Raw genomic sequence first — 17,783 nt, 5'->3', positions numbered from 1 at the left:
GACTAGGCGATCTTTTGAGCCGACTTCACGATGATTCGCACCACGGTTGTGGGCTCCTCCAGGAGTTCCTGCCCTACAACTACAACCGACGTCTCAACGCCTCCGAGTTTTCGGATGACCTTGGCGGCTTTATCAATCTCTTCGTGAGCACTTCTGCCTTTTATGGCCACTACTTCGCCCTGCCCTGCAAGGAGCGGGATGGTGAGCCCGGCCAAATTTGACAGCGCGGAGACAGCCCTGGCGGTAACGACGTCGGCAGTTACCATTCCTACGGCCAGCTCGGCCCGTGTCCGCATCACTGTGACGTTATCCAGACCGAGATCATCCACGACTTCCTGCAGCCAGATCACACGCCGCTCAAGAGGTTCGATGAGCGTCAGTTCCAAGTCAGGCCTGGCGATTGCAAGACACAGGCCCGGAAGTCCAGCACCGCTTCCCACATCGGCAACGTGGCTTCCGTGCGAAATTTCGCTTTCGATCACAGCGCAGTTCAGGACGTGACGGCTCCACAGGCGAGGAACTTCACGCGGACCAATCAGTCCACGTTCAGTGCCGGACGTGGCAAGGTGCTCCACATACCTCTTGGCGAGATCCAGGCGTTCCCCAAAGATGGCAACGGCAGCCTTGAGTTCAGTTTCGGTCAGTTCAACCATGATGAGTCAGCCGGAAGTCTTAGTCGGCGGACACAACGATGTGCCGGCCCGCGCCTTCACCTTCGGACTCGCTGACGAGTCCCAAATCGGCTACTGCATCATGCACGATCTTGCGTTCGTAGGCACTCATCGGTTCCAGGGCCACTGCCTTGCCTGATTCCTTGACTGACGCGACCGCGTCTTCAGCAATTTTCTGAAGGTGGCCGGCACGTTCCTGACGATATCCGTTGATATCCAGGACGAGCCTCGAACGATTTTCTGTAGCGGACAGGACCGAAAGCCGGGTCAGCTCCTGGAGTGCTTCCAGCACTTCTCCGTCAGGGCCTACAAGACTCTCCAGGCCGGACGAATCATCCTCAGCCACGATGGAGATATAGGTACGTCCGTTACGGACTTCAATGTCAATGTCACCGTCGATGTCCGCAATATCAAGCAGCTCTTCCAAGTAGTCAGCTGCGACGTCGCCTTCTTCTTCCAGACGGGTTGCCGAAGACCCCTTGTCCGGGTTCCCGGCGTCGTTCTGCGCATCGTCCTGGTCTTCAACAGCCTCAACGGGCGTGGATTGTTCGGTGCTTTCGACAGACATTTACTTCTTCTTCCTGTTCTTACGTTGTGGCTGGACGCGCTGGCTCCTGGCTTCAACAACGGCAGCGGCGGCAGCGGCTTCGGCTTCGACCTTTTTCCCGCCCAGGATGGGCAGGGCGGGCAGACCCTTGGCGGCACGGCGCTCGGCGAGGGCCTTTGCGGCCGGGGAACCCGGCGTCGGCATGCGGCGGATCACAAAGAACTGCTGGGCCATCGTCCACAGGTTCGTGGTGGTCCAGTAGATCAGGACACCGATCGGGAAGTTGATACCGCCGACACCGAAAACGATCGGCAGGATGTACAGCATCATCTTCTGCTGGCGCATGAAGGGGCTGGCCATGGCTTCTTCAGACATGTTCTTGGCCATGATCTGCTTCTGGGTGATGAACTGCGAGGCAGTCATGGCCAGAATCATCACGATTGAGAGGACATAAACGGCAACAACGTTGCCCTCGGGATTGTGCAGCAGTGTTGCCGAGAGCGGCGCCCCGAAGATGGTGGAGTCGTCAAACTGCAGCACCTGGTCGTGGCTCATCGCCCCCATGCCCTTGCCCTGGTCCCGGGCAGAACTGATTCCGGAGAGGACCTGGAAGAGTGCAAAGAAGAACGGCATCTGGATCAGCATGGGCAGGCAGGCCGAGAACGGGTTGGTTCCGTGCTTCTTGTACATCGCCATCTGTTCCTGCGCCATGGCCTGGCGGGAAAGCTGGTCGGTCTTGCCTTTGTACTTGTCCTGGAGCTTCTTCAGATCAGGCTGGAGCAGCTGCATGCCGCGCTGCGCTTTGATCTGCTTGACGAACACTGGGATCAGGGCGGCACGAATGACCAGCACCAGCCCGATGATGGACAGCGTCCAGGTCCAGCCGGAGGCCTCCGGCAGCCCAATGGTGCTCAGGCCCTCGTGGAAGCCCACCATAATGACGGACACAAGCCACTTGAACGGAAACATGATTGTTTCAAAGAAGTCCATACGATATCCCTATTCGTCAGGCCGCAGCGCGGCCTTCTCCATCTGTCTGAGCAGCCAGGTACTTATCCGGATTATTCAGCACAACAATTGTGGGGGTCTGGTTTTCAGGCCATTCCCGGTGGCCGGCGGGGACATGGTCCACACCACCGGCATTCCATGGATGGCAGCGCCCAAGACGGCGGACAGCAAGCCAGCTTCCCTTGACGGCGCCATGGACGGTGATTGCTTCCAGGGCATAGGCCGAGCAGGAAGGAAAAAATCGGCAGACCTGACCGTAGAGGGGGGAAATCACCTTGCGGTAGGCCTTGAGCAGAACGATGAGGACGTTCCGGGGCAGATCCCAAATGAACCGGCCCAGCAGCAGCGCTGTGACTGAAATGGAACGGACGACGGCGGCACTAGGCTTACGCACGCGGTGTCCCTTCCTGTTGGATCTCGGTTGAAGCCGCTGAAGCGGCCCGGGAAAGGCGGCCATCCAGCCGTTTCATGGTTGATTCCAGAGCGGCTTTGTAGTCTGCCGACAACTGGTCCCAGCTCGCGGTTGCGGATGCAGGCAGAGCCCTCACCACAATCGCGAAACCGGCAGGATATTCCTGCAACGACAAAGCAGCCGCTTCTCTCAGTCTCCTCTTAACGAGGTTCCTGACCACAGCGTTCCCGACACTCTTGGAAACGATGAATCCGAACCGGCTGGGTTCATCGGCAGCAATAGCTACCGTATATAACACTACGTTCCGGCGTCCATTGCGGGCGCCGGAACGTACAGTATTTGAAAAATCGGTTGAAGTCCTCAGACGGTTCCTGGTGGCTAGCACCTTTAAACTCGCACAGGGATGTTGACCGACGAGTCAGTATTTAGGCCGACAGTTCGATGCGTCCCTTGCCACGGCGGGCAGCCAGGATGGCGCGGCCGGCACGGGTACGCATACGAAGGCGGAAGCCGTGCTTCTTGGCTCGACGGCGGTTATTCGGCTGAAAAGTCCGCTTGCTCACGTTAGTTACTCCAGTGGATCAAAGGTGCGCCCACCCGATCAAAAAGGGGAAGAACTGGCCGACGCTAAGTTTTGTATATGTCCGCTGCTCTCAGCTCCTGATGCGCACGGCGCCGGGAGGTTCAATGAGGTCGAAAAGCGGACACAAAGGACTTCACAACGTTAGGGCAAAAAGCCACCCCCAGTCAAACTGGAAGGTACAAGCAAGGCTGTCCCCAACTGTGGTTAACCCCTTGTTTCTGCCTGTGGATGAAGTGGGTCACAAGGCCGGTTTTTGAACAACAACGGTGTAATTATCCACAAGGCACTTCCCAGCTATCTTCTGGCCTTTTCATCCCCTAGAGTGGCCCAGTAGCCGATTATCCACGGTCTGTGTATAACCCTGTGGATGAAGCTGAACCAGAACCCTGGTTTCACGCTTGTGGCTGCAGGTAATGCAGGCAAGCAAGTTTGAGGGAACCATCCATGACAGTAGACGAAGCCAACCACGCGAATACTGTCGGAAGTTCCTGGCGCCGTGTTGTCACGCTGATGGAACAGGACCACAGGGTGTCACCCCGGCAACGTGGCTTCGTTATCCTCGCCCAGGCACAAGGGCTTATCGGCTCCACCCTCCTGGTTGCTGTTCCCAATGAACTCACCCGTGAAGTTCTCCAGACCCAGGTGAAAGATGCGCTCGACGACGCCCTCCGCAATGTCTTCTCCGATGACATCCGCTGCGCGATCGACGTCGACACAGATTTGGTTCCCCTCCACAGGGAACCGGAACCCGTCGTCGAACTTTCCCTCTCCGCTGATGCGGCCGTGGAACTCAAACCGCAGCCCATGTTGCCCAGCACTTCCCACGAATTCGGCCGCCTGAACCCGAAGTATGTTTTTGACACGTTTGTGATCGGTTCCTCCAACCGCTTCGCCCACGCCGCTGCGGTAGCCGTGGCTGAAGCTCCCGCCAAGGCATACAACCCGCTCTTCATCTATGGCGATTCCGGTCTGGGTAAGACCCACCTCCTCCACGCGATCGGCCACTACGCGCGGCGCCTGTACAGCGGGATCCGGGTCCGCTACGTGAACTCCGAGGAATTCACGAACGACTTCATCAACTCCATCCGCGACGATGAGGGCACAAGCTTCAAGACCACGTACCGGAACGTCGACGTCCTGCTCATTGATGACATTCAGTTCCTGGCGGGGAAGGACCGGACGCTGGAAGAGTTCTTCCACACGTTCAACGCCCTGCACAACAACAACAAGCAGGTTGTCATCACCTCTGACCAGCCGCCCAAACTGCTGGCAGGGTTTGAGGACCGGATGAAATCGCGGTTCGAGTGGGGCCTCCTTACGGATATCCAGCCACCCGAACTTGAGACGCGTATTGCAATCCTCCGGAAGAAAGCACTGAGCGAGGGACTATCCGCGCCGGACGATGCCCTCGAGTACATCGCCTCCAAGATCTCAAGCAACATCCGTGAGCTGGAAGGCGCCCTCATCCGCGTCACTGCCTTCGCCAGCCTCAACCGCCAGCCCGTTGACGTAGGCCTTGCCGAAATGGTGCTGAAGGACCTGATCACCGACGATGGCGCCCAGGAGATCACGTCGAGCCAGATCCTTACCCAGACAGCTGACTACTTCAAGCTCAGCATGGAAGAACTTTGCAGCAAGTCCCGCACCCGGACTCTGGTGACCGCACGCCAGATCGCCATGTACCTCTGCCGCGAACTGACCGACATGTCCCTGCCCAAAATCGGGCAGGAGCTGGGCGGCCGCGACCACACCACGGTGATCCACGCCGACCGCAAGATCCGCGAACTGATGGCCGAGCGGCGTGTGATCTACAACCAGGTCACCGAACTGACCAACCGGATTAAGCAGCAGCAGCGCAACTCCTGACCGGGACCGACGTCCGCAACTCCTACCTTATTAACAGGGGCATGTGGATAAGCCTGTGGATAGTTAAGGGGACAACCCCGGTCGATGGGCTTAAAACCCTTAAGCCATCTGTGGATCAGCGAAACAGCCGAAAAAGTTGTCCCCATCCACACCCTGTTTAAAACCTGCTCCACCCACAATCCATGAACAGGGCAGAACAGCGGAACCACACCGCAGGATCAGGTTATCCACAGTTTCCACAGCAGTTATTAACACTACTAATCCCAAAAAATTGAAATTCCCTCAAACAACAATTTCCTGACCTGTCCCTTCCGGACGCCAAACCCCCTGCTTGAACCACCATGACGCCAACCGGGGATGGGTTAATCCCGGATCTTCGGGCTAAGCTGTCAGCAGCGCTCCCATCCTTGGGACTTTCTGTGGTGGCCCATGTGAAAACCATGCAGGTCCGGCGGTGGGGGCACATGGGTTTGGGGACCTTCAGCCTGGAGCTCCCGATCAGAAACGACAGCAGCAATGAAAGGCGGCACCCTTCCGTGAAGTTCAGAGTCGAACGGGACGTCCTGGCAGAAGCCGTCACATGGACAGCCCGATCGTTGTCTCCGCGGCCGCCAGTCCCCGTACTCTCCGGACTTTTGCTCAAGGCCGAAGCCGGAACCGTCAGCCTGTCGAGCTTCGATTACGAAACCTCCGCGCGGCTCGAGATCGCTGCAGATATCACGGACGCAGGAACCATCCTGGTCTCCGGCCGGCTCCTGGCAGACATCTGCCGCAGCCTTCCGTCCGCTCCCGTGGACATCGAGACTGACGGCAACAAGGTCACGCTCACATGCCGTCGCAGCAGTTTTCACCTTGCGACGATGCCGGAGGCTGAGTACCCGCCCCTCCCAGCCCTGCCCGCCATCAGCGGCACAGTCTCGGGAGATGCCTTCGCCCAGGCCGTTTCACAGGTGATTATCGCTGCGAGCAAAGACGACACTCTGCCCATCCTCACTGGCGTTCGGATGGAAATTGAAGACGACCTCATCACGCTGCTGGCAACCGACCGTTACCGTCTAGCCATGCGCGAAGTGCCCTGGAAGCCGGTCACTCCCGGCATCTCCACGAGTGCACTGGTCAAGGCCAAAACCCTCAACGAAGTAGCCAAGACCCTTGGCGGCAGCGGTGACATCAACCTGGCCCTGGCGGACGATGACAGCCGGCTTATCGGTTTCGAAAGCGGAGGACGCACCACAACGTCCCTGTTGGTTGATGGTGACTACCCCAAGATCCGCTCACTTTTCCCCGACACCACGCCGATCTACGCAACGGTGCGGACTCAGGAGCTTGTTGAAGCGGTCCGTCGTGTTTCCCTGGTTGCAGAGCGGAACACTCCGGTGCGGCTTGCCTTCAGCCAGGGGCTGCTGAACCTCGACGCCGGCACCGGCGAGGACGCGCAGGCCTCCGAAGAACTTGAAGCGCAGCTCACGGGAGAGGACATCACCGTCGCCTTCAACCCGCATTATCTGGTGGAAGGCCTGAGCGTGATTGAAACGGCGTTTGTCCGGTTCTCCTTTACGACCGCCCCCAAGCCGGCCATGATCACGGCTCAACGCGAGGCCGACGGCGAAGACCAGGATGACTACCGGTATCTCGTGATGCCAGTACGCCTTCCCAACTAGAACCATCAGCGCAGAAAAGGGTTTCCCATGCACATCGGACTAATCGGCCTTGGCAAAATGGGTTTCAACATGCGCGAACGGCTTCGTCAGGGCGGCATTGAAGTCACAGGTCTGGATCGAAACCCCGAGATTACCGATGTAGCGTCCGTCGATGAGCTCATCGCAGCCGTACCTGCACCGAGGATTATCTGGGTTATGGTTCCGGCCGGCGAGATTACAGATTCGGTAATCACGGACCTCAGGGACAAGCTGGAAGCCGGAGACCTGGTCATAGACGGCGGAAACTCCCGCTTCACTGAAGACCAGAAGCATGCGGCTTCCCTTGCCAAAAAAAGCATTCAATTCGCTGATTGCGGAGTGTCCGGTGGCGTGTGGGGACTGAAGAACGGCTACGGCCTGATGGCCGGCGGCGACGCGGCCGACATCGAACGGGCCATGCCGGTTTTTGATGCGCTGCGGCCCGAAGGCGAACGCGCCGACAGCTTCGTTCACGTGGGCGGGGTGGGAGCCGGGCACTACGCCAAGATGGTGCACAACGGGATCGAATACGGCCTGATGCAGGCTTACGCCGAAGGCTACGAACTGCTCGCGGCCAAGGATATCGTCGCGGATCTGCCCGGCACGTTCCGTGCCTGGCAAAAAGGCACAGTGGTGCGCTCCTGGCTCCTGGACCTCATGGTCAAAGCCCTGGACGAAGATCCAGGCCTGGCCTCCATTGATGATTACGTCGAGGATTCAGGCGAAGGACGCTGGACTGTTGAAGAGGCAATTGCGAACGCTGTCCCGGCACCTGCAATTACGGCAGCTCTCTTTGCGCGCTTCTCCTCCCGGGAGGACAACTCTCCGGCTATGAAGATGGTTTCCGCCCTGCGCCAACAGTTTGGCGGCCACGCCACCCGCCCGGCCAAATAAGGGTGGTACGCCGCCCCCAAGGATTCTGAAAAAAGCGTGTACCTACAGCACCTTTCCCTGACTGATTTCCGCAGCTATGCCCAGGTGGACCTGACCTTAGAACCAGGGATCACCGTGCTGTTGGGTTCCAACGGCATCGGAAAAACGAATCTGATGGAAGCCATCGGTTATCTCGCCACTCTCAGTTCCCACCGCGTGAGCTCGGATGGTCCGCTCCTTCGTTTCGGTGCAGACCGGGCATTGATCCGGGCAAAGCTGGTCCGGGGTGATCAGTCAACGGTCCTTGAGCTTGAGATCAACGCCAGCCGGGCAAACAGAGGAAGAATTAACCGCAGCAACCCGGTGCGCTCCAGGGATCTGCTGGGAATCTGCCAGACAGTCCTCTTCGCTCCCGAAGACCTGGCGCTGGTCAAAGGTGACCCTTCAAACCGCCGTCGCTTCCTAGATGAACTTCTCGTCAGCCTTTCGCCTCGTCATGCTGGAACCCGCAGCGACTACGACCGCGTGCTGAAACAGCGCAACGCCCTCCTGAAGTCTGCCCGGACTGGCAGATTCTCGTCCGGGCATGAAGCAACACTTGATGTCTGGGATCAGCATATGGCGAGGGCCGGCGCTGAACTCCTGCATGCCAGGCTGGAGCTCGTTGAGCGGCTCCGGCCCCATCTGAGGAGTGCCTACGAGCAACTGACCGATGGGTCAAAAGCGGCAGGAGCCGTTTATCGCTCAACACTGCTGAATCAACTGGACGACGACGGCGCCACCTCAGTTTCGGAAACCGCCCCTGCGGAGTCCGGGCTTGCGGCTGAGGACCTGGGGACCCTGTCGGTTGATGAACTGGCCGACCGCTACGTTAAAGCCTTTGCCGCTTCGCGCCGCAAGGAACTTGAGCGCGGAATCTCGCTGGTGGGGCCACATCGGGACGAACTGGAGTTGGTTCTTGGTGAGGCACCGGCGAAGGGATACGCCTCCCACGGGGAAACCTGGTCCATGTGCCTGTCACTGAGGTTGGCTTCGTACTACGTGATGCTGGATGACACCCGGACAGGCGGGTCCGCCCCCATCCTTATTCTCGATGACGTTTTTGCCGAGCTGGATGTACAGCGTCGGCGTAAACTGGCTGCAATCGTCAGCGGCGCCGAGCAAGTGCTGGTTACAGCCGCCGTCGACGCCGATATTCCGGAAGAGTTGACTGGGCGGCGGGTGAAAGTCATCCCAGGAGGAATCGATGAATAGGGACGACAAGAGTGCCGGCGGCCTGCAACCGGGCCGCGACCCTGATGAAATCGATGCTGCCCAGGTGGCACTTAATCGGATGAGGGAAGCCGCGGCCGCCAGGGGCGAAATCCGACGTGCCGCTCCCCGCGCCGGCGGCAATCTGCAGAAACCAGGGCGCAGCGAGAGGGGAACCCGAGGGTTCACCCAGTTCCACGGAACAGGCCGCGATCCTTTAGGCCTCGGCAAAGTGGTGGGACGGCTGGTCGCCGAACGCGGTTGGACTTCCCCCGTGGCCGTGGGTTCAGTCATGGCTGAATGGGCCACCCTCGTCGGCCCGGAGATTTCTGCGCACTGCACGCCCGAAAGTTTTACTGATACCACGCTGCACGTCAGATGCGATTCCACGGCCTGGGCAACCCAGCTTCGCCTCCTCAGCATCAGTCTGCTGGAGAAGTTCCGGACCGAACTGGGCGATGGAGTGGTGACAAGCATCAAGGTACTTGGCCCGGCAGCGCCAAGCTGGCGCAAGGGCGGACGCACTGTGAACGGACGCGGACCGCGCGATACCTACGGATAAGCAACATGCGTTGTGTGGCCGTACCGGCATGATTGGTGCCCCAGGCCGCTGTCCAGACTCTTGAAAAATGCACAAACGGCGTGTAGGGCGCTTCAAAGGCCCCAAGCCGTATAGGCACCCATTCGGTGGAGTGTTCGGCCCTTCCAGCATGGATCAATGGCTTCTCGTGGGCAGCTTGGGTCCGGACGGGGCGCCCAAATGCGGGATTGAGCGCGGTTACACGGTAGAATGGTCGGAGATAACTGGACGCCGGTGAAGCGTTGACTGAGTCCGTTTTCCTGCGTGTTCCAGCGTTGCGGGGGGGCGGTCGGCCAGTCAGCCGAGTAGCCGGCGTCAACAGTGACGTGCCTGTTGGCGGCTGCAATCTCCCTTGGAGAGGGCAACGGCCGGCCATCATCGATTACAGAGGAGTCGAAAGCGCCTGTGTCTAACGACAATACAGAAACCCTGACAGCGGAGTTCGCAGAAGAGATTCCTAATCCGGATACACCGGTGGAGAAGGCGACTCCAAGGGAATACGGCGCCAGCGACATCACTGTCCTCGAAGGCCTTGAGGCGGTTCGTAAACGGCCCGGTATGTACATCGGTTCAACCGGCCTCCGGGGCCTCCACCATCTTGTGTACGAAGTGGTGGACAACTCCGTCGATGAGGCGCTGGCTGGTTATTGCACGCACATCGAGATCACACTGCAGGCCGACGGCGGCGTCAAGGTAGTGGACGACGGCCGCGGCATCCCGGTTGACATGCACCCTACGGAAAAGAAGCCCACCGTGGAGGTCGTTATGACCATCCTGCATGCCGGCGGCAAGTTCGGCGGTGGCGGGTATGCAGTATCAGGTGGCCTGCACGGCGTGGGCATCTCCGTGGTGAACGCACTTTCGAGCCGCGTGGATACAGAGGTCCGCAGGCAGGGCCATGTCTGGCGGATGTCCTTCGCTGACGGCGGTAAGCCCCAGGGCGGACTGGTGAAAGGCGAAGAAACCGACACCACCGGAACGACTCAAACGTTCTACCCGGATGCCGGCATCTTCGAATCAACGGTGTTTGATTTTGAGACCCTGCGCGCCCGGTTCCAGCAGATGGCCTTCCTCAACAAAGGCCTTCGCATCACCTTGACGGATGAACGCCAGGCCGCTGCCGGCGTTGACGAGGCCGGGGACCTGAACCTGGATACCGTCGTTACCGAGGGCGAAATCGCTGCTGAGCACCGCACGGTGGTCTACCAGTACAACGACGGCCTGCTTGACTACGTGAAGCACCTGAACTCCAGCAAGAAGGTTGATGTAGTCCACGAGGACGTCATCGCCTTCGAGACCGAGGACACAGAGCGGCACATCGCCGTCGAGATGGCCATGCAGTGGACCACAGCGTACTCCGAAAGCGTCCACACTTACGCCAACACCATCAACACCCATGAGGGCGGCACCCACGAAGAGGGATTCCGTGCAGCAATGACCTCCCTCATCAACCGCTACGCCCGTGAAAAAAGCATCATCAAGGAAAAAGAAGAAAACCTTACGGGTGACGACATCCGCGAAGGCTTGACGGCTGTCATTTCAGTCAAGCTCGCAGAGCCCCAGTTTGAAGGCCAGACCAAGACCAAGCTGGGAAATTCCGAGGTCAAGGGATTTGTGCAGCGCGTGGTCACGGACCAACTCGGGGACTGGCTGGAGCGGAACCCTGGCCCTGCCCGGGACGTGATCCGCAAAGCCATTTCCGCCGCCCAGGCGCGCATGGCTGCCCGCAAAGCACGCGACAATGCGCGCCGCAAGAGCCCCCTGGAATCATTCGGCATGCCGGGAAAGCTTTCCGACTGCTCTTCGAAGGATCCGGAAAAGTGCGAGGTTTACCTCGTGGAGGGTGACTCAGCAGGCGGTTCGGCCAAGCGAGGCCGGAACCCCGAAACCCAGGCCATCCTGCCGCTTCGCGGAAAGATCCTGAACGTTGAACGCGCCAGGCTGGACAAGGCACTCGGCAATAACGAAGTGCAGTCGATGATCACTGCCTTCGGCACAGGCATCGGCGAAGACTTCAACCTTGCCAAGCTTCGGTACCACAAGATCGTCCTGATGGCGGATGCTGACGTTGATGGCCAGCACATCACCACCCTCCTGATGACGCTTCTCTTCCGCTACATGCGCCCGTTGATTGAAAACGGCTTCGTGTATCTGGCGCAGCCGCCGTTGTACAGGATCAAATGGTCCAACGCTCCCCACGACTACGTCTACAGCGACCGGGAACGCGACGCCAAGCTGGTATCCGGTCAGGCCGCCGGCCGGAGGATTCCGAAGGACAACGGAATCCAGCGCTACAAGGGCCTGGGCGAAATGGACTACACCGAGTTGTGGGACACCACCATGGACCCGGACCGGCGAACACTGCTCCAGGTAACCATGGAGGATGCAGCAGCGGCCGACCAGACTTTCTCGGTTTTGATGGGCGAGGATGTTGAATCACGCCGGAATTTCATTCAGCAGAACGCCAAGGACGTCAGGTTCCTCGATATCTAGACCTTTTAGGCCCTGATTATTCTTGAACCGACATATACCTGAAACGGAATTAACGAACCATGAGTGATGAAACACCCGAAGTTCCCGGCGAGTCCGGTGACGCCTTGGAACCCGTTATTGAGGGCAATGTGCTGATCGACCGTGTTGAGCAGGTGGACCTGCAGACGGAAATGCAGCGGTCCTACCTTGACTACGCCATGGCCGTCATTGTCGGTCGCGCGCTCCCCGACGTGCGGGATGGCCTCAAACCTGTCCACCGCCGGGTTCTGTACGCAATGTTCGACGGCGGCTACCGCCCGGACCGCTCCTTCAACAAGTGCGCCCGCGTAGTCGGCGAAGTGATGGGCCAGTACCACCCGCACGGTGACACGGCCATCTACGATGCTCTGGTCCGCCTGATCCAGGACTGGACCATGCGGTACCCGCTGGCTTTGGGCCAGGGTAACTTTGGTTCGCCCGGCAACGACGGCGCAGCTGCTCCGAGGTACACGGAAACCAAAATGGCTCCGCTGGCCATGGAAATGGTCCGGGACATCGACGAGGAAACCGTCGATTTCCAGGACAACTATGACGGCAAGAACCAGGAACCCACTATCCTGCCGGCGCGGTTTCCCAACCTGCTGGTCAATGGCTCCTCGGGCATCGCCGTCGGCATGGCCACCAACATCCCGCCGCACAACCTCCGCGAAGTTGCCGACGGTGTTCAGTGGTACCTGGCCAACCCCACGGCCAGCCGAGAGGAACTCCTCGAGGAACTGCTGCTGCGCATCAAGGGCCCAGATTTCCCCACCGGCGCGCAGATTCTGGGCCACCGGGGTATTGAGGACGCCTACCGGACCGGCCGGGGTTCCATCACCATGCGTGCCGTGGTCAACGTGGAGGAACTCCAGGGACGAACCTGCCTGGTAGTCACCGAGCTGCCCTACCAGGCCAACCCGGACAACCTGGCCATCAAGATCGCTGAGCTGGTCAAGGACGGCAAGATCCAGGGAATCGCTGACCTCCGTGATGAAACCTCGGGACGCACGGGTCAGCGCCTGGTTATTGTGCTCAAGCGCGACGCCGTGCCGAAGGTGGTGCTGAACAACCTTTACAAGCACACGCAGCTGCAGGACAACTTCTCTGCGAACATGCTGGCCATCGTCGATGGCGTGCCGCGGACGCTGAGCCTGGATGCCTTCATCCGCCACTGGGTGACCCATCAGCTCGATGTCATCGCCCGCCGCACGCGTTACCGCCTGCGCAAGGCCGAGGAGGAAGCGCACATCCTGCGTGCACTCCTGAAGGCGCTGGATATGCTCGACGAAGTCATCGCACTGATCCGGGCGTCCAACACAACGGAAGCGGCTCGCGATGGGCTGATGCAGTTGCTGGACATCGACGAACTCCAGGCGCGCGCCATCCTGGACATGCAGCTCCGCCGGCTCGCAGCCCTGGAACGTCAGAAGATCCAGGACCGCCACTCCGAACTTGAAGCCCTCATCACCGAGTACAACTCCATCCTGGCCTCCGAGGAGCGTCAGCGGGAGATCATCAGCAACGAGCTGGCCGAGATCGTAGCCAAACACGGTGACGACCGCAGGACCCACATCCTGATGGGATTCGACGGCGACATGTCGATGGAAGACCTCATCCCCGAAGAGGAAATGGTGGTCACCATTACGCGCGGCGGCTACGTCAAGCGCACCCGCAGTGACAACTACCGCTCCCAGCAACGTGGCGGCAAGGGAATCAAGGGTGCCCAGTTGCGCGGCGATGACGTCGTGGAGCACTTCTTCGTCACCACCACCCACCACTGGCTCTTGTTCTTCACCAACCTGGGACGTGTTTACCGTGCCAAGGCCTACGAGCTGGCTGAAGCCGGCCGCGACGCCAAGGGCCAGCATGTGGCCAACCTGTTGGCGTTCCAGCCCGACGAAAACATTGCCCAGGTCCTGGATCTCAAGGACTACCAGCATGCGCCGTACCTGGTCCTGGCCACCAAGCGCGGACTTGTGAAGAAGACGCGGCTGGAGGATTACGACACCAACCGTTCCGCCGGTGTTATCGCCATCAACCTGCGCGACGGCGATGAGCTGGTATCGGCACAGCTGGTTTCGGAAACAGATGATCTGATGCTGGTCTCACGCAAGGGCCAGTCCATCCGCTTCACGGCGACTGATGATGCCCTGAGGCCCATGGGCCGGGCAACATCCGGAGTTACGGGCATGAAGTTCCGTGAGGACGACGAACTCCTCGCTGCCAACGTCATCACCGAGGGATCCTACGTATTCATCGTCACCGACGGCGGCTATGCCAAGCGCACGGCTGTCGAGGAATACCGCCTTCAGGGCCGCGGCGGCCTTGGCATCAAGGTGGCTAAGCTCGCAGAAGGACGAGGCGATCTTGTCGGCGCCCTGATTGTTCAGGAAGAGGATGAGGTTCTGGTGGTCATGGAGGGCGGCAAGGTTGTCCGGTCCTCCGTTGCGGGCGTCCCGGCTAAGGGCAGGGACACCATGGGTGTGATCTTTGCCAAGCCTGACAAGAATGACCGCATCATCGAGGTAGCCAGGAACAGTGAAAGAGGTATTGAGGCCGAGGACGGCGCCCTGGATGAGGACGCTGACGAAGCCGGAAGCCTCGCTGACGGCGCGGGGGAAACTCTGGCTATTGCCGCTGATGACGTAACGTTGGCTGAAGATAACGGATCACATGAGGGATCCGCAGAAGCAGAATCAGTACTGTCCCTGCCGTCCGATGCTGAATCGGACGAGGATGTGCTGGACGAAGACACTACCGGAGGTAACGAGTGAGTAATTCCGACTCATATCCCAATCCGAGCAGCGGCGTTCCAGGCGGAACCCGTCAGCCGGTGACCGCTCCGCGGGTGAATGCCCCAGTGCGTCCGCAGCAACGACCCAGCACACCAGGTGCGCCGGCGCAGCGGCCTCCCGCTCCAGGTCAGCGTCCTGCCGCTCCCGGACAGCGCCCCACAGCCCCCGGCCAGCGTCCTGCAGCAGGGCAGCGTGCGGCTGCACCGGGCCAGCGGTCCGGCCAAAGCACGGCGGGGCTCATCAAACCTGCTCCGAAGGCAAAGGTCCGCAGGGCCCGGCTTCTCGTCAGCAAGGTTGACCCTTGGTCCGTGTTGAAGATGGCCTTCCTGCTGTCCGTAGCGTTGGGTATTGTCACCGTGGTCGCGGCAATTGTCTTGTGGACCGTGCTTGACCTCACAGGTATCTTCGATCAGGTGGACAGCTTGCTGGGCACCCTGGCCGGTTCCGAAGGCGGCGGCTTTGAATTGAAGAAGGTCGCATCCCTGGGACAGGTGGCGTCCTTTGCGACGATCATCGCCGTCGTGAATGTGGTCCTTCTGACTGCACTGTCCATGTTGTCCGCGGTGCTTTACAACATCTCGGCCACCCTGGTGGGCGGTATCGGCGTCACTTTGACGGACGATTAAGAGCTGATTTTCCACCCCAAAGTCTCGATTTGAGATCGGGCCGGGATGTGCTGTAAAGTCATATCTCGGCCCGATGAGGCATCGGGGCGTATAGCTCAGGCGGTTAGAGCGCTTCGCTGATAACGAAGAGGTCCCAGGTTCAAGTCCTGGTACGCCCACGGAACCTGCACAGGTTCAAGGAAAGATTCAGGTAAAACTGAGTCGGAACGGGGTGCATGTGAAGAAGTTGCTGGTTGTTGCAGCGGCGGTCGCAGGCGTCCTGCTCTACAGGAAAGTGCAGGAATCCGAAGCCCGGAAAACAGTCTGGAGCGAATCAACCGATACGGTTGACTAGCACGGACACCCGGTCCGGAAGCTGGCAAAAGGCTTCCTGGAACTGGGGTATGATTGACGGGTTGCTTCTTATGGGGGCATGGCGCAATTGGTAGCGCACCTGCTTTGCAAGCAGGGGGTTCGGGGTTCGAGTCCCCGTGCCTCCACCATAAGAATGAGTCCCGGCCAGCAACGGCCGGGACTTATTGCTTTAACCATTGGCCGTGATCGGCCGGGCTACAGTGGGCAAGTGACGTTTCTTATCGCGGCACTTGGGGTGTTCGGCGTAGCCTCCTCAGGACCGCTCATCGCCGCGACCCTTGGTGCCACAACTGTCAGTGCTCTTGCCATTGCTTTCTGGCGCAATGCAATTGGTGCCGTTGTCATGGTGGCTCCGGTAATGGTCCGGGATCCGCGCGAGCTGGGGCGGGTCAAGGCGTCCGAGTTCCGCTGGTGCCTTATTGCCGCGGTTGCTCTGGCCCTGCACTTCGCCTGCTTCATCACGTCCCTCCAGCTGACGTCGGTGGCCGCTGCCACAGCCCTCGTCTGCCTGCAATCCGCCTGGATTGCTGTCTTTCAGCTGTTCCGCGGAATCAGACACAGCTGGACTGTGCTGGCAGGGTTGGCGATTGCCTTTGTTGGCATCGTTGCGATCACGGGCTTCGATATGGGAAGTTCACCGGAGGCGCTGGCAGGAGACCTGCTGGCAGTCGCTGGAGGTGCATTGGCAGGCTTGTACACCCTAGCTGGAGGAAAGGTCCGGCAGACCATGACCACAGGCTCGTACACAACCCTCTGTTATGGAATGTGTGCCGCCGTGGTAGCAGTGCTGGCCTTGTTCTCCGGCCAGCCTCTCATCGGGTTCGAAGCTGCCGGCTGGTTGGGTATCGCCGCCATCACAGTCTGCGCGCAGTTGGTGGGCCACACCGCGTTCAACCATTTGTTGGCGACCATGAGTCCCCTGTTGGTATCGATGATCATCCTGCTCGAGATCCCGGGCGCAGCTTTGCTGGCAGCCCTGTTCCTGGCGGAGACGCTGCCCGCCGGCACCTACGCCGGCCTGGCTCTGATCCTGGTGGGCCTCGCCGTCGTCGTCGCAGGACAGCGCAGTTCGGCCCGGAAAGCAGTGCCCCGGCTCGCGGAACTTGGTACGGACTGATCCGGGGAATGCCCGCGAGGGCTATTGGCCTCCGCGGGTCTTGGGCTGGGCAGTATTTACTGTGTGGATAGCCCGCAGCAGCTTGGCCGGGAAGTAGACCGAGAAGAACACCACCATGGGAGCCTTCAGGGCCATTTTCTTCACGTTGTGCGCTTTATAGGTGCGGTCAAAGCGCGTTACGTAGTAGCGGTAGTCCCGAGGCGAATCCTCCAGGCGCCGGGCCGACATTCCGGACACCATCTGGGGCCAGTACTGAACCTTGAGTTCGTGGTCTGCCAGGTGGAGCGAAAGGTCGATGTCCTCGTGCATTTCATCTTTTTCGTCCCGGCACGTCTCCTCGCGGATGGTTTCCCACGCCGAGCGGCGCATTGCCATGTTGGAGCCGAAGAGGAAGTGGTACTGGTGTTTGGCCAGTTTGAGCATCAGCTGGCGCATCTTGTCATCGGCCTTGAGGCCGAATCGGCGCATGGGCATGTCGTAGTAGACCACGGGGCCAGTTGCGGCCTGGACGGACGGGTCCTGGAACGCTTTTTGAACCTGTTCCACCCAGTCAGGCTCGAGGACCGAGTCCGCATCGATACGGCCCAGAATGTCGCTCCGAGCGTGATCCAGTCCGAAGTTCCTGGTGGGGATCAGGCCCTGTTCCTTGTGTTGACTGAGGAGGATGATGGGACTCTCGGGATATTCGAGCTGCATCTGCCGAACGATCTTGGCTGTGCGGTCCTTGGACTTGTTGTCCACCACGATGATTTCGTCGGCAGGAACAGATTGGTATACGGCAGCGATCAGGCATTGCCGTATGACGCTCTCCTCATTGAAGGCCGGGATAACGATGGAAACGCTCGGCAGGGGGTCAGCGTTCGAGGTATCCTCGGGGGCTTTATCGGGTGACATCAGTCCAAATTTAGCA

The 17,783-nt window shown here is 59.8% G+C and carries 17 protein-coding genes and 2 tRNA genes; 12 read left to right on the top strand and 7 right to left on the bottom strand.

Annotation, left to right across the window (positions count from 1 at the left end):
* Nucleotides 1-2 precede the first annotated feature (2 nt).
* Genes rsmG through rpmH form a run of 6 tightly spaced genes read right to left on the bottom strand, consistent with a single transcriptional unit; the run spans nt 3 to nt 3,201 of the window.
* On the bottom strand, nt 3-653 hold the full coding sequence (gene rsmG / locus M1E05_RS01125) for a 16S rRNA (guanine(527)-N(7))-methyltransferase RsmG (RefSeq protein ID WP_458112579.1): 651 nt from the start codon (nt 651-653) through the stop codon (nt 3-5).
* A gap of 19 nt (nt 654-672) precedes the next feature.
* A complete protein-coding gene (locus M1E05_RS01120) occupies nt 673-1,239 on the bottom strand; it encodes a Jag family protein (protein ID WP_458112580.1) in 567 nt (188 codons plus the stop codon).
* Nucleotides 1,240-2,208 carry a membrane protein insertase YidC gene (yidC, locus tag M1E05_RS01115; RefSeq protein ID WP_458112581.1) on the bottom strand — a complete coding sequence of 323 codons (969 nt, stop codon included), beginning with the start codon at nt 2,206-2,208 and terminating at the stop codon, nt 1,240-1,242.
* A 16-nt stretch (nt 2,209-2,224) separates the two neighbouring features.
* Nucleotides 2,225-2,620, bottom strand: a complete 396-nt coding sequence (gene yidD / locus M1E05_RS01110; protein ID WP_458112582.1) for a membrane protein insertion efficiency factor YidD — start codon at nt 2,618-2,620, stop codon at nt 2,225-2,227.
* On the bottom strand, nt 2,613-3,023 hold the full coding sequence (gene rnpA, locus M1E05_RS01105; RefSeq protein ID WP_309107940.1) for a ribonuclease P protein component: 411 nt from the start codon (nt 3,021-3,023) through the stop codon (nt 2,613-2,615). Before rnpA ends, yidD begins: the two co-directional genes overlap by 8 nt.
* Nucleotides 3,024-3,063: 40 nt before the next feature.
* Nucleotides 3,064-3,201 (bottom strand): 50S ribosomal protein L34, encoded by a 138-nt coding sequence (rpmH, locus tag M1E05_RS01100; protein ID WP_062008104.1) that lies wholly within the window; start codon nt 3,199-3,201, stop codon nt 3,064-3,066.
* Nucleotides 3,202-3,665: 464 nt separating this feature from the next.
* On the opposite strand from rpmH, the gene dnaA reads away from it, so the two are divergent.
* The 12 genes from dnaA (at nt 3,666) to M1E05_RS01040 (ending at nt 16,873) form a co-directional block, all read left to right on the top strand.
* Nucleotides 3,666-5,087: a chromosomal replication initiator protein DnaA gene (dnaA, locus tag M1E05_RS01095; protein ID WP_461164186.1), complete on the top strand. Its 1,422-nt coding sequence runs from the start codon at nt 3,666-3,668 to the stop codon at nt 5,085-5,087.
* Nucleotides 5,088-5,623: 536 nt separating this feature from the next.
* Nucleotides 5,624-6,748 carry a DNA polymerase III subunit beta gene (gene dnaN / locus M1E05_RS01090; RefSeq protein ID WP_458112585.1) on the top strand — a complete coding sequence of 375 codons (1,125 nt, stop codon included), beginning with the start codon at nt 5,624-5,626 and terminating at the stop codon, nt 6,746-6,748.
* 27 nt (nt 6,749-6,775) lie between these two features.
* On the top strand, nt 6,776-7,660 hold the full coding sequence (gene gnd, locus M1E05_RS01085) for a phosphogluconate dehydrogenase (NAD(+)-dependent, decarboxylating) (RefSeq protein WP_461164185.1): 885 nt from the start codon (nt 6,776-6,778) through the stop codon (nt 7,658-7,660).
* A gap of 36 nt (nt 7,661-7,696) precedes the next feature.
* Nucleotides 7,697-8,893, top strand: a complete 1,197-nt coding sequence (gene recF, locus M1E05_RS01080) for a DNA replication/repair protein RecF (protein WP_461164184.1) — start codon at nt 7,697-7,699, stop codon at nt 8,891-8,893.
* Nucleotides 8,886-9,452 carry a DciA family protein gene (locus M1E05_RS01075; protein WP_458112588.1) on the top strand — a complete coding sequence of 189 codons (567 nt, stop codon included), beginning with the start codon at nt 8,886-8,888 and terminating at the stop codon, nt 9,450-9,452. The genes recF and M1E05_RS01075 overlap by 8 nt, the downstream gene beginning before the upstream one ends.
* 423 nt (nt 9,453-9,875) lie before the next feature.
* Entirely contained in the window at nt 9,876-11,963 is a 2,088-nt protein-coding gene (gene gyrB / locus M1E05_RS01070; protein WP_458112589.1) for a DNA topoisomerase (ATP-hydrolyzing) subunit B, read from the top strand.
* 59 nt (nt 11,964-12,022) lie between these two features.
* Nucleotides 12,023-14,755, top strand: a complete 2,733-nt coding sequence (gene gyrA / locus M1E05_RS01065) for a DNA gyrase subunit A (protein ID WP_458112590.1) — start codon at nt 12,023-12,025, stop codon at nt 14,753-14,755.
* Nucleotides 14,752-15,402, top strand: a complete 651-nt coding sequence (locus tag M1E05_RS01060; RefSeq protein ID WP_458112591.1) for a DUF3566 domain-containing protein — start codon at nt 14,752-14,754, stop codon at nt 15,400-15,402. Before gyrA ends, M1E05_RS01060 begins: the two co-directional genes overlap by 4 nt.
* An 84-nt stretch (nt 15,403-15,486) precedes the next feature.
* Nucleotides 15,487-15,560 (top strand) — tRNA-Ile (locus M1E05_RS01055).
* 59 nt (nt 15,561-15,619) lie between these two features.
* A complete protein-coding gene (locus M1E05_RS01050) occupies nt 15,620-15,736 on the top strand; it encodes a DLW-39 family protein (RefSeq protein WP_309107949.1) in 117 nt (38 codons plus the stop codon).
* A 72-nt stretch (nt 15,737-15,808) separates the two neighbouring features.
* Nucleotides 15,809-15,884 (top strand) — tRNA-Ala (locus tag M1E05_RS01045).
* Nucleotides 15,885-15,964: 80 nt separating this feature from the next.
* Nucleotides 15,965-16,873 carry a DMT family transporter gene (locus M1E05_RS01040; protein ID WP_461164183.1) on the top strand — a complete coding sequence of 303 codons (909 nt, stop codon included), beginning with the start codon at nt 15,965-15,967 and terminating at the stop codon, nt 16,871-16,873.
* Nucleotides 16,874-16,894: 21 nt separating this feature from the next.
* Here the strand turns inward: M1E05_RS01040 and M1E05_RS01035 are convergent, their stop codons facing one another.
* Entirely contained in the window at nt 16,895-17,767 is an 873-nt protein-coding gene (locus tag M1E05_RS01035; RefSeq protein ID WP_461164182.1) for a glycosyltransferase family 2 protein, read from the bottom strand.
* Nucleotides 17,768-17,783 lie beyond the last annotated feature (16 nt).

This window comes from Arthrobacter sp. R4-81, from assembly GCF_054792365.1.
Note: the sequence above shows the minus strand (reverse complement) of the source record. Positions and strands in the feature narration are given on the sequence as shown.

Excerpts from the sequence above, each read along its gene's own strand:
- yidC (WP_458112581.1), bottom strand. The coding sequence starts at position 2,208 with ATGGACTTCTTTGAAACAATCATGTTTCCGTTCAAGTGGCTTGTGTCC.
- gnd (WP_461164185.1), top strand. The coding sequence starts at position 6,776 with ATGCACATCGGACTAATCGGCCTTGGCAAAATGGGTTTCAACATGCGC.
- M1E05_RS01120 (WP_458112580.1), bottom strand. The coding sequence starts at position 1,239 with ATGTCTGTCGAAAGCACCGAACAATCCACGCCCGTTGAGGCTGTTGAA.
- M1E05_RS01075 (WP_458112588.1), top strand. The coding sequence starts at position 8,886 with ATGAATAGGGACGACAAGAGTGCCGGCGGCCTGCAACCGGGCCGCGAC.
- M1E05_RS01035 (WP_461164182.1), bottom strand. The coding sequence starts at position 17,767 with ATGTCACCCGATAAAGCCCCCGAGGATACCTCGAACGCTGACCCCCTG.
- gyrA (WP_458112590.1), top strand. The coding sequence starts at position 12,023 with ATGAGTGATGAAACACCCGAAGTTCCCGGCGAGTCCGGTGACGCCTTG.
- dnaA (WP_461164186.1), top strand. The coding sequence starts at position 3,666 with ATGACAGTAGACGAAGCCAACCACGCGAATACTGTCGGAAGTTCCTGG.
- rsmG (WP_458112579.1), bottom strand. The coding sequence starts at position 653 with ATGGTTGAACTGACCGAAACTGAACTCAAGGCTGCCGTTGCCATCTTT.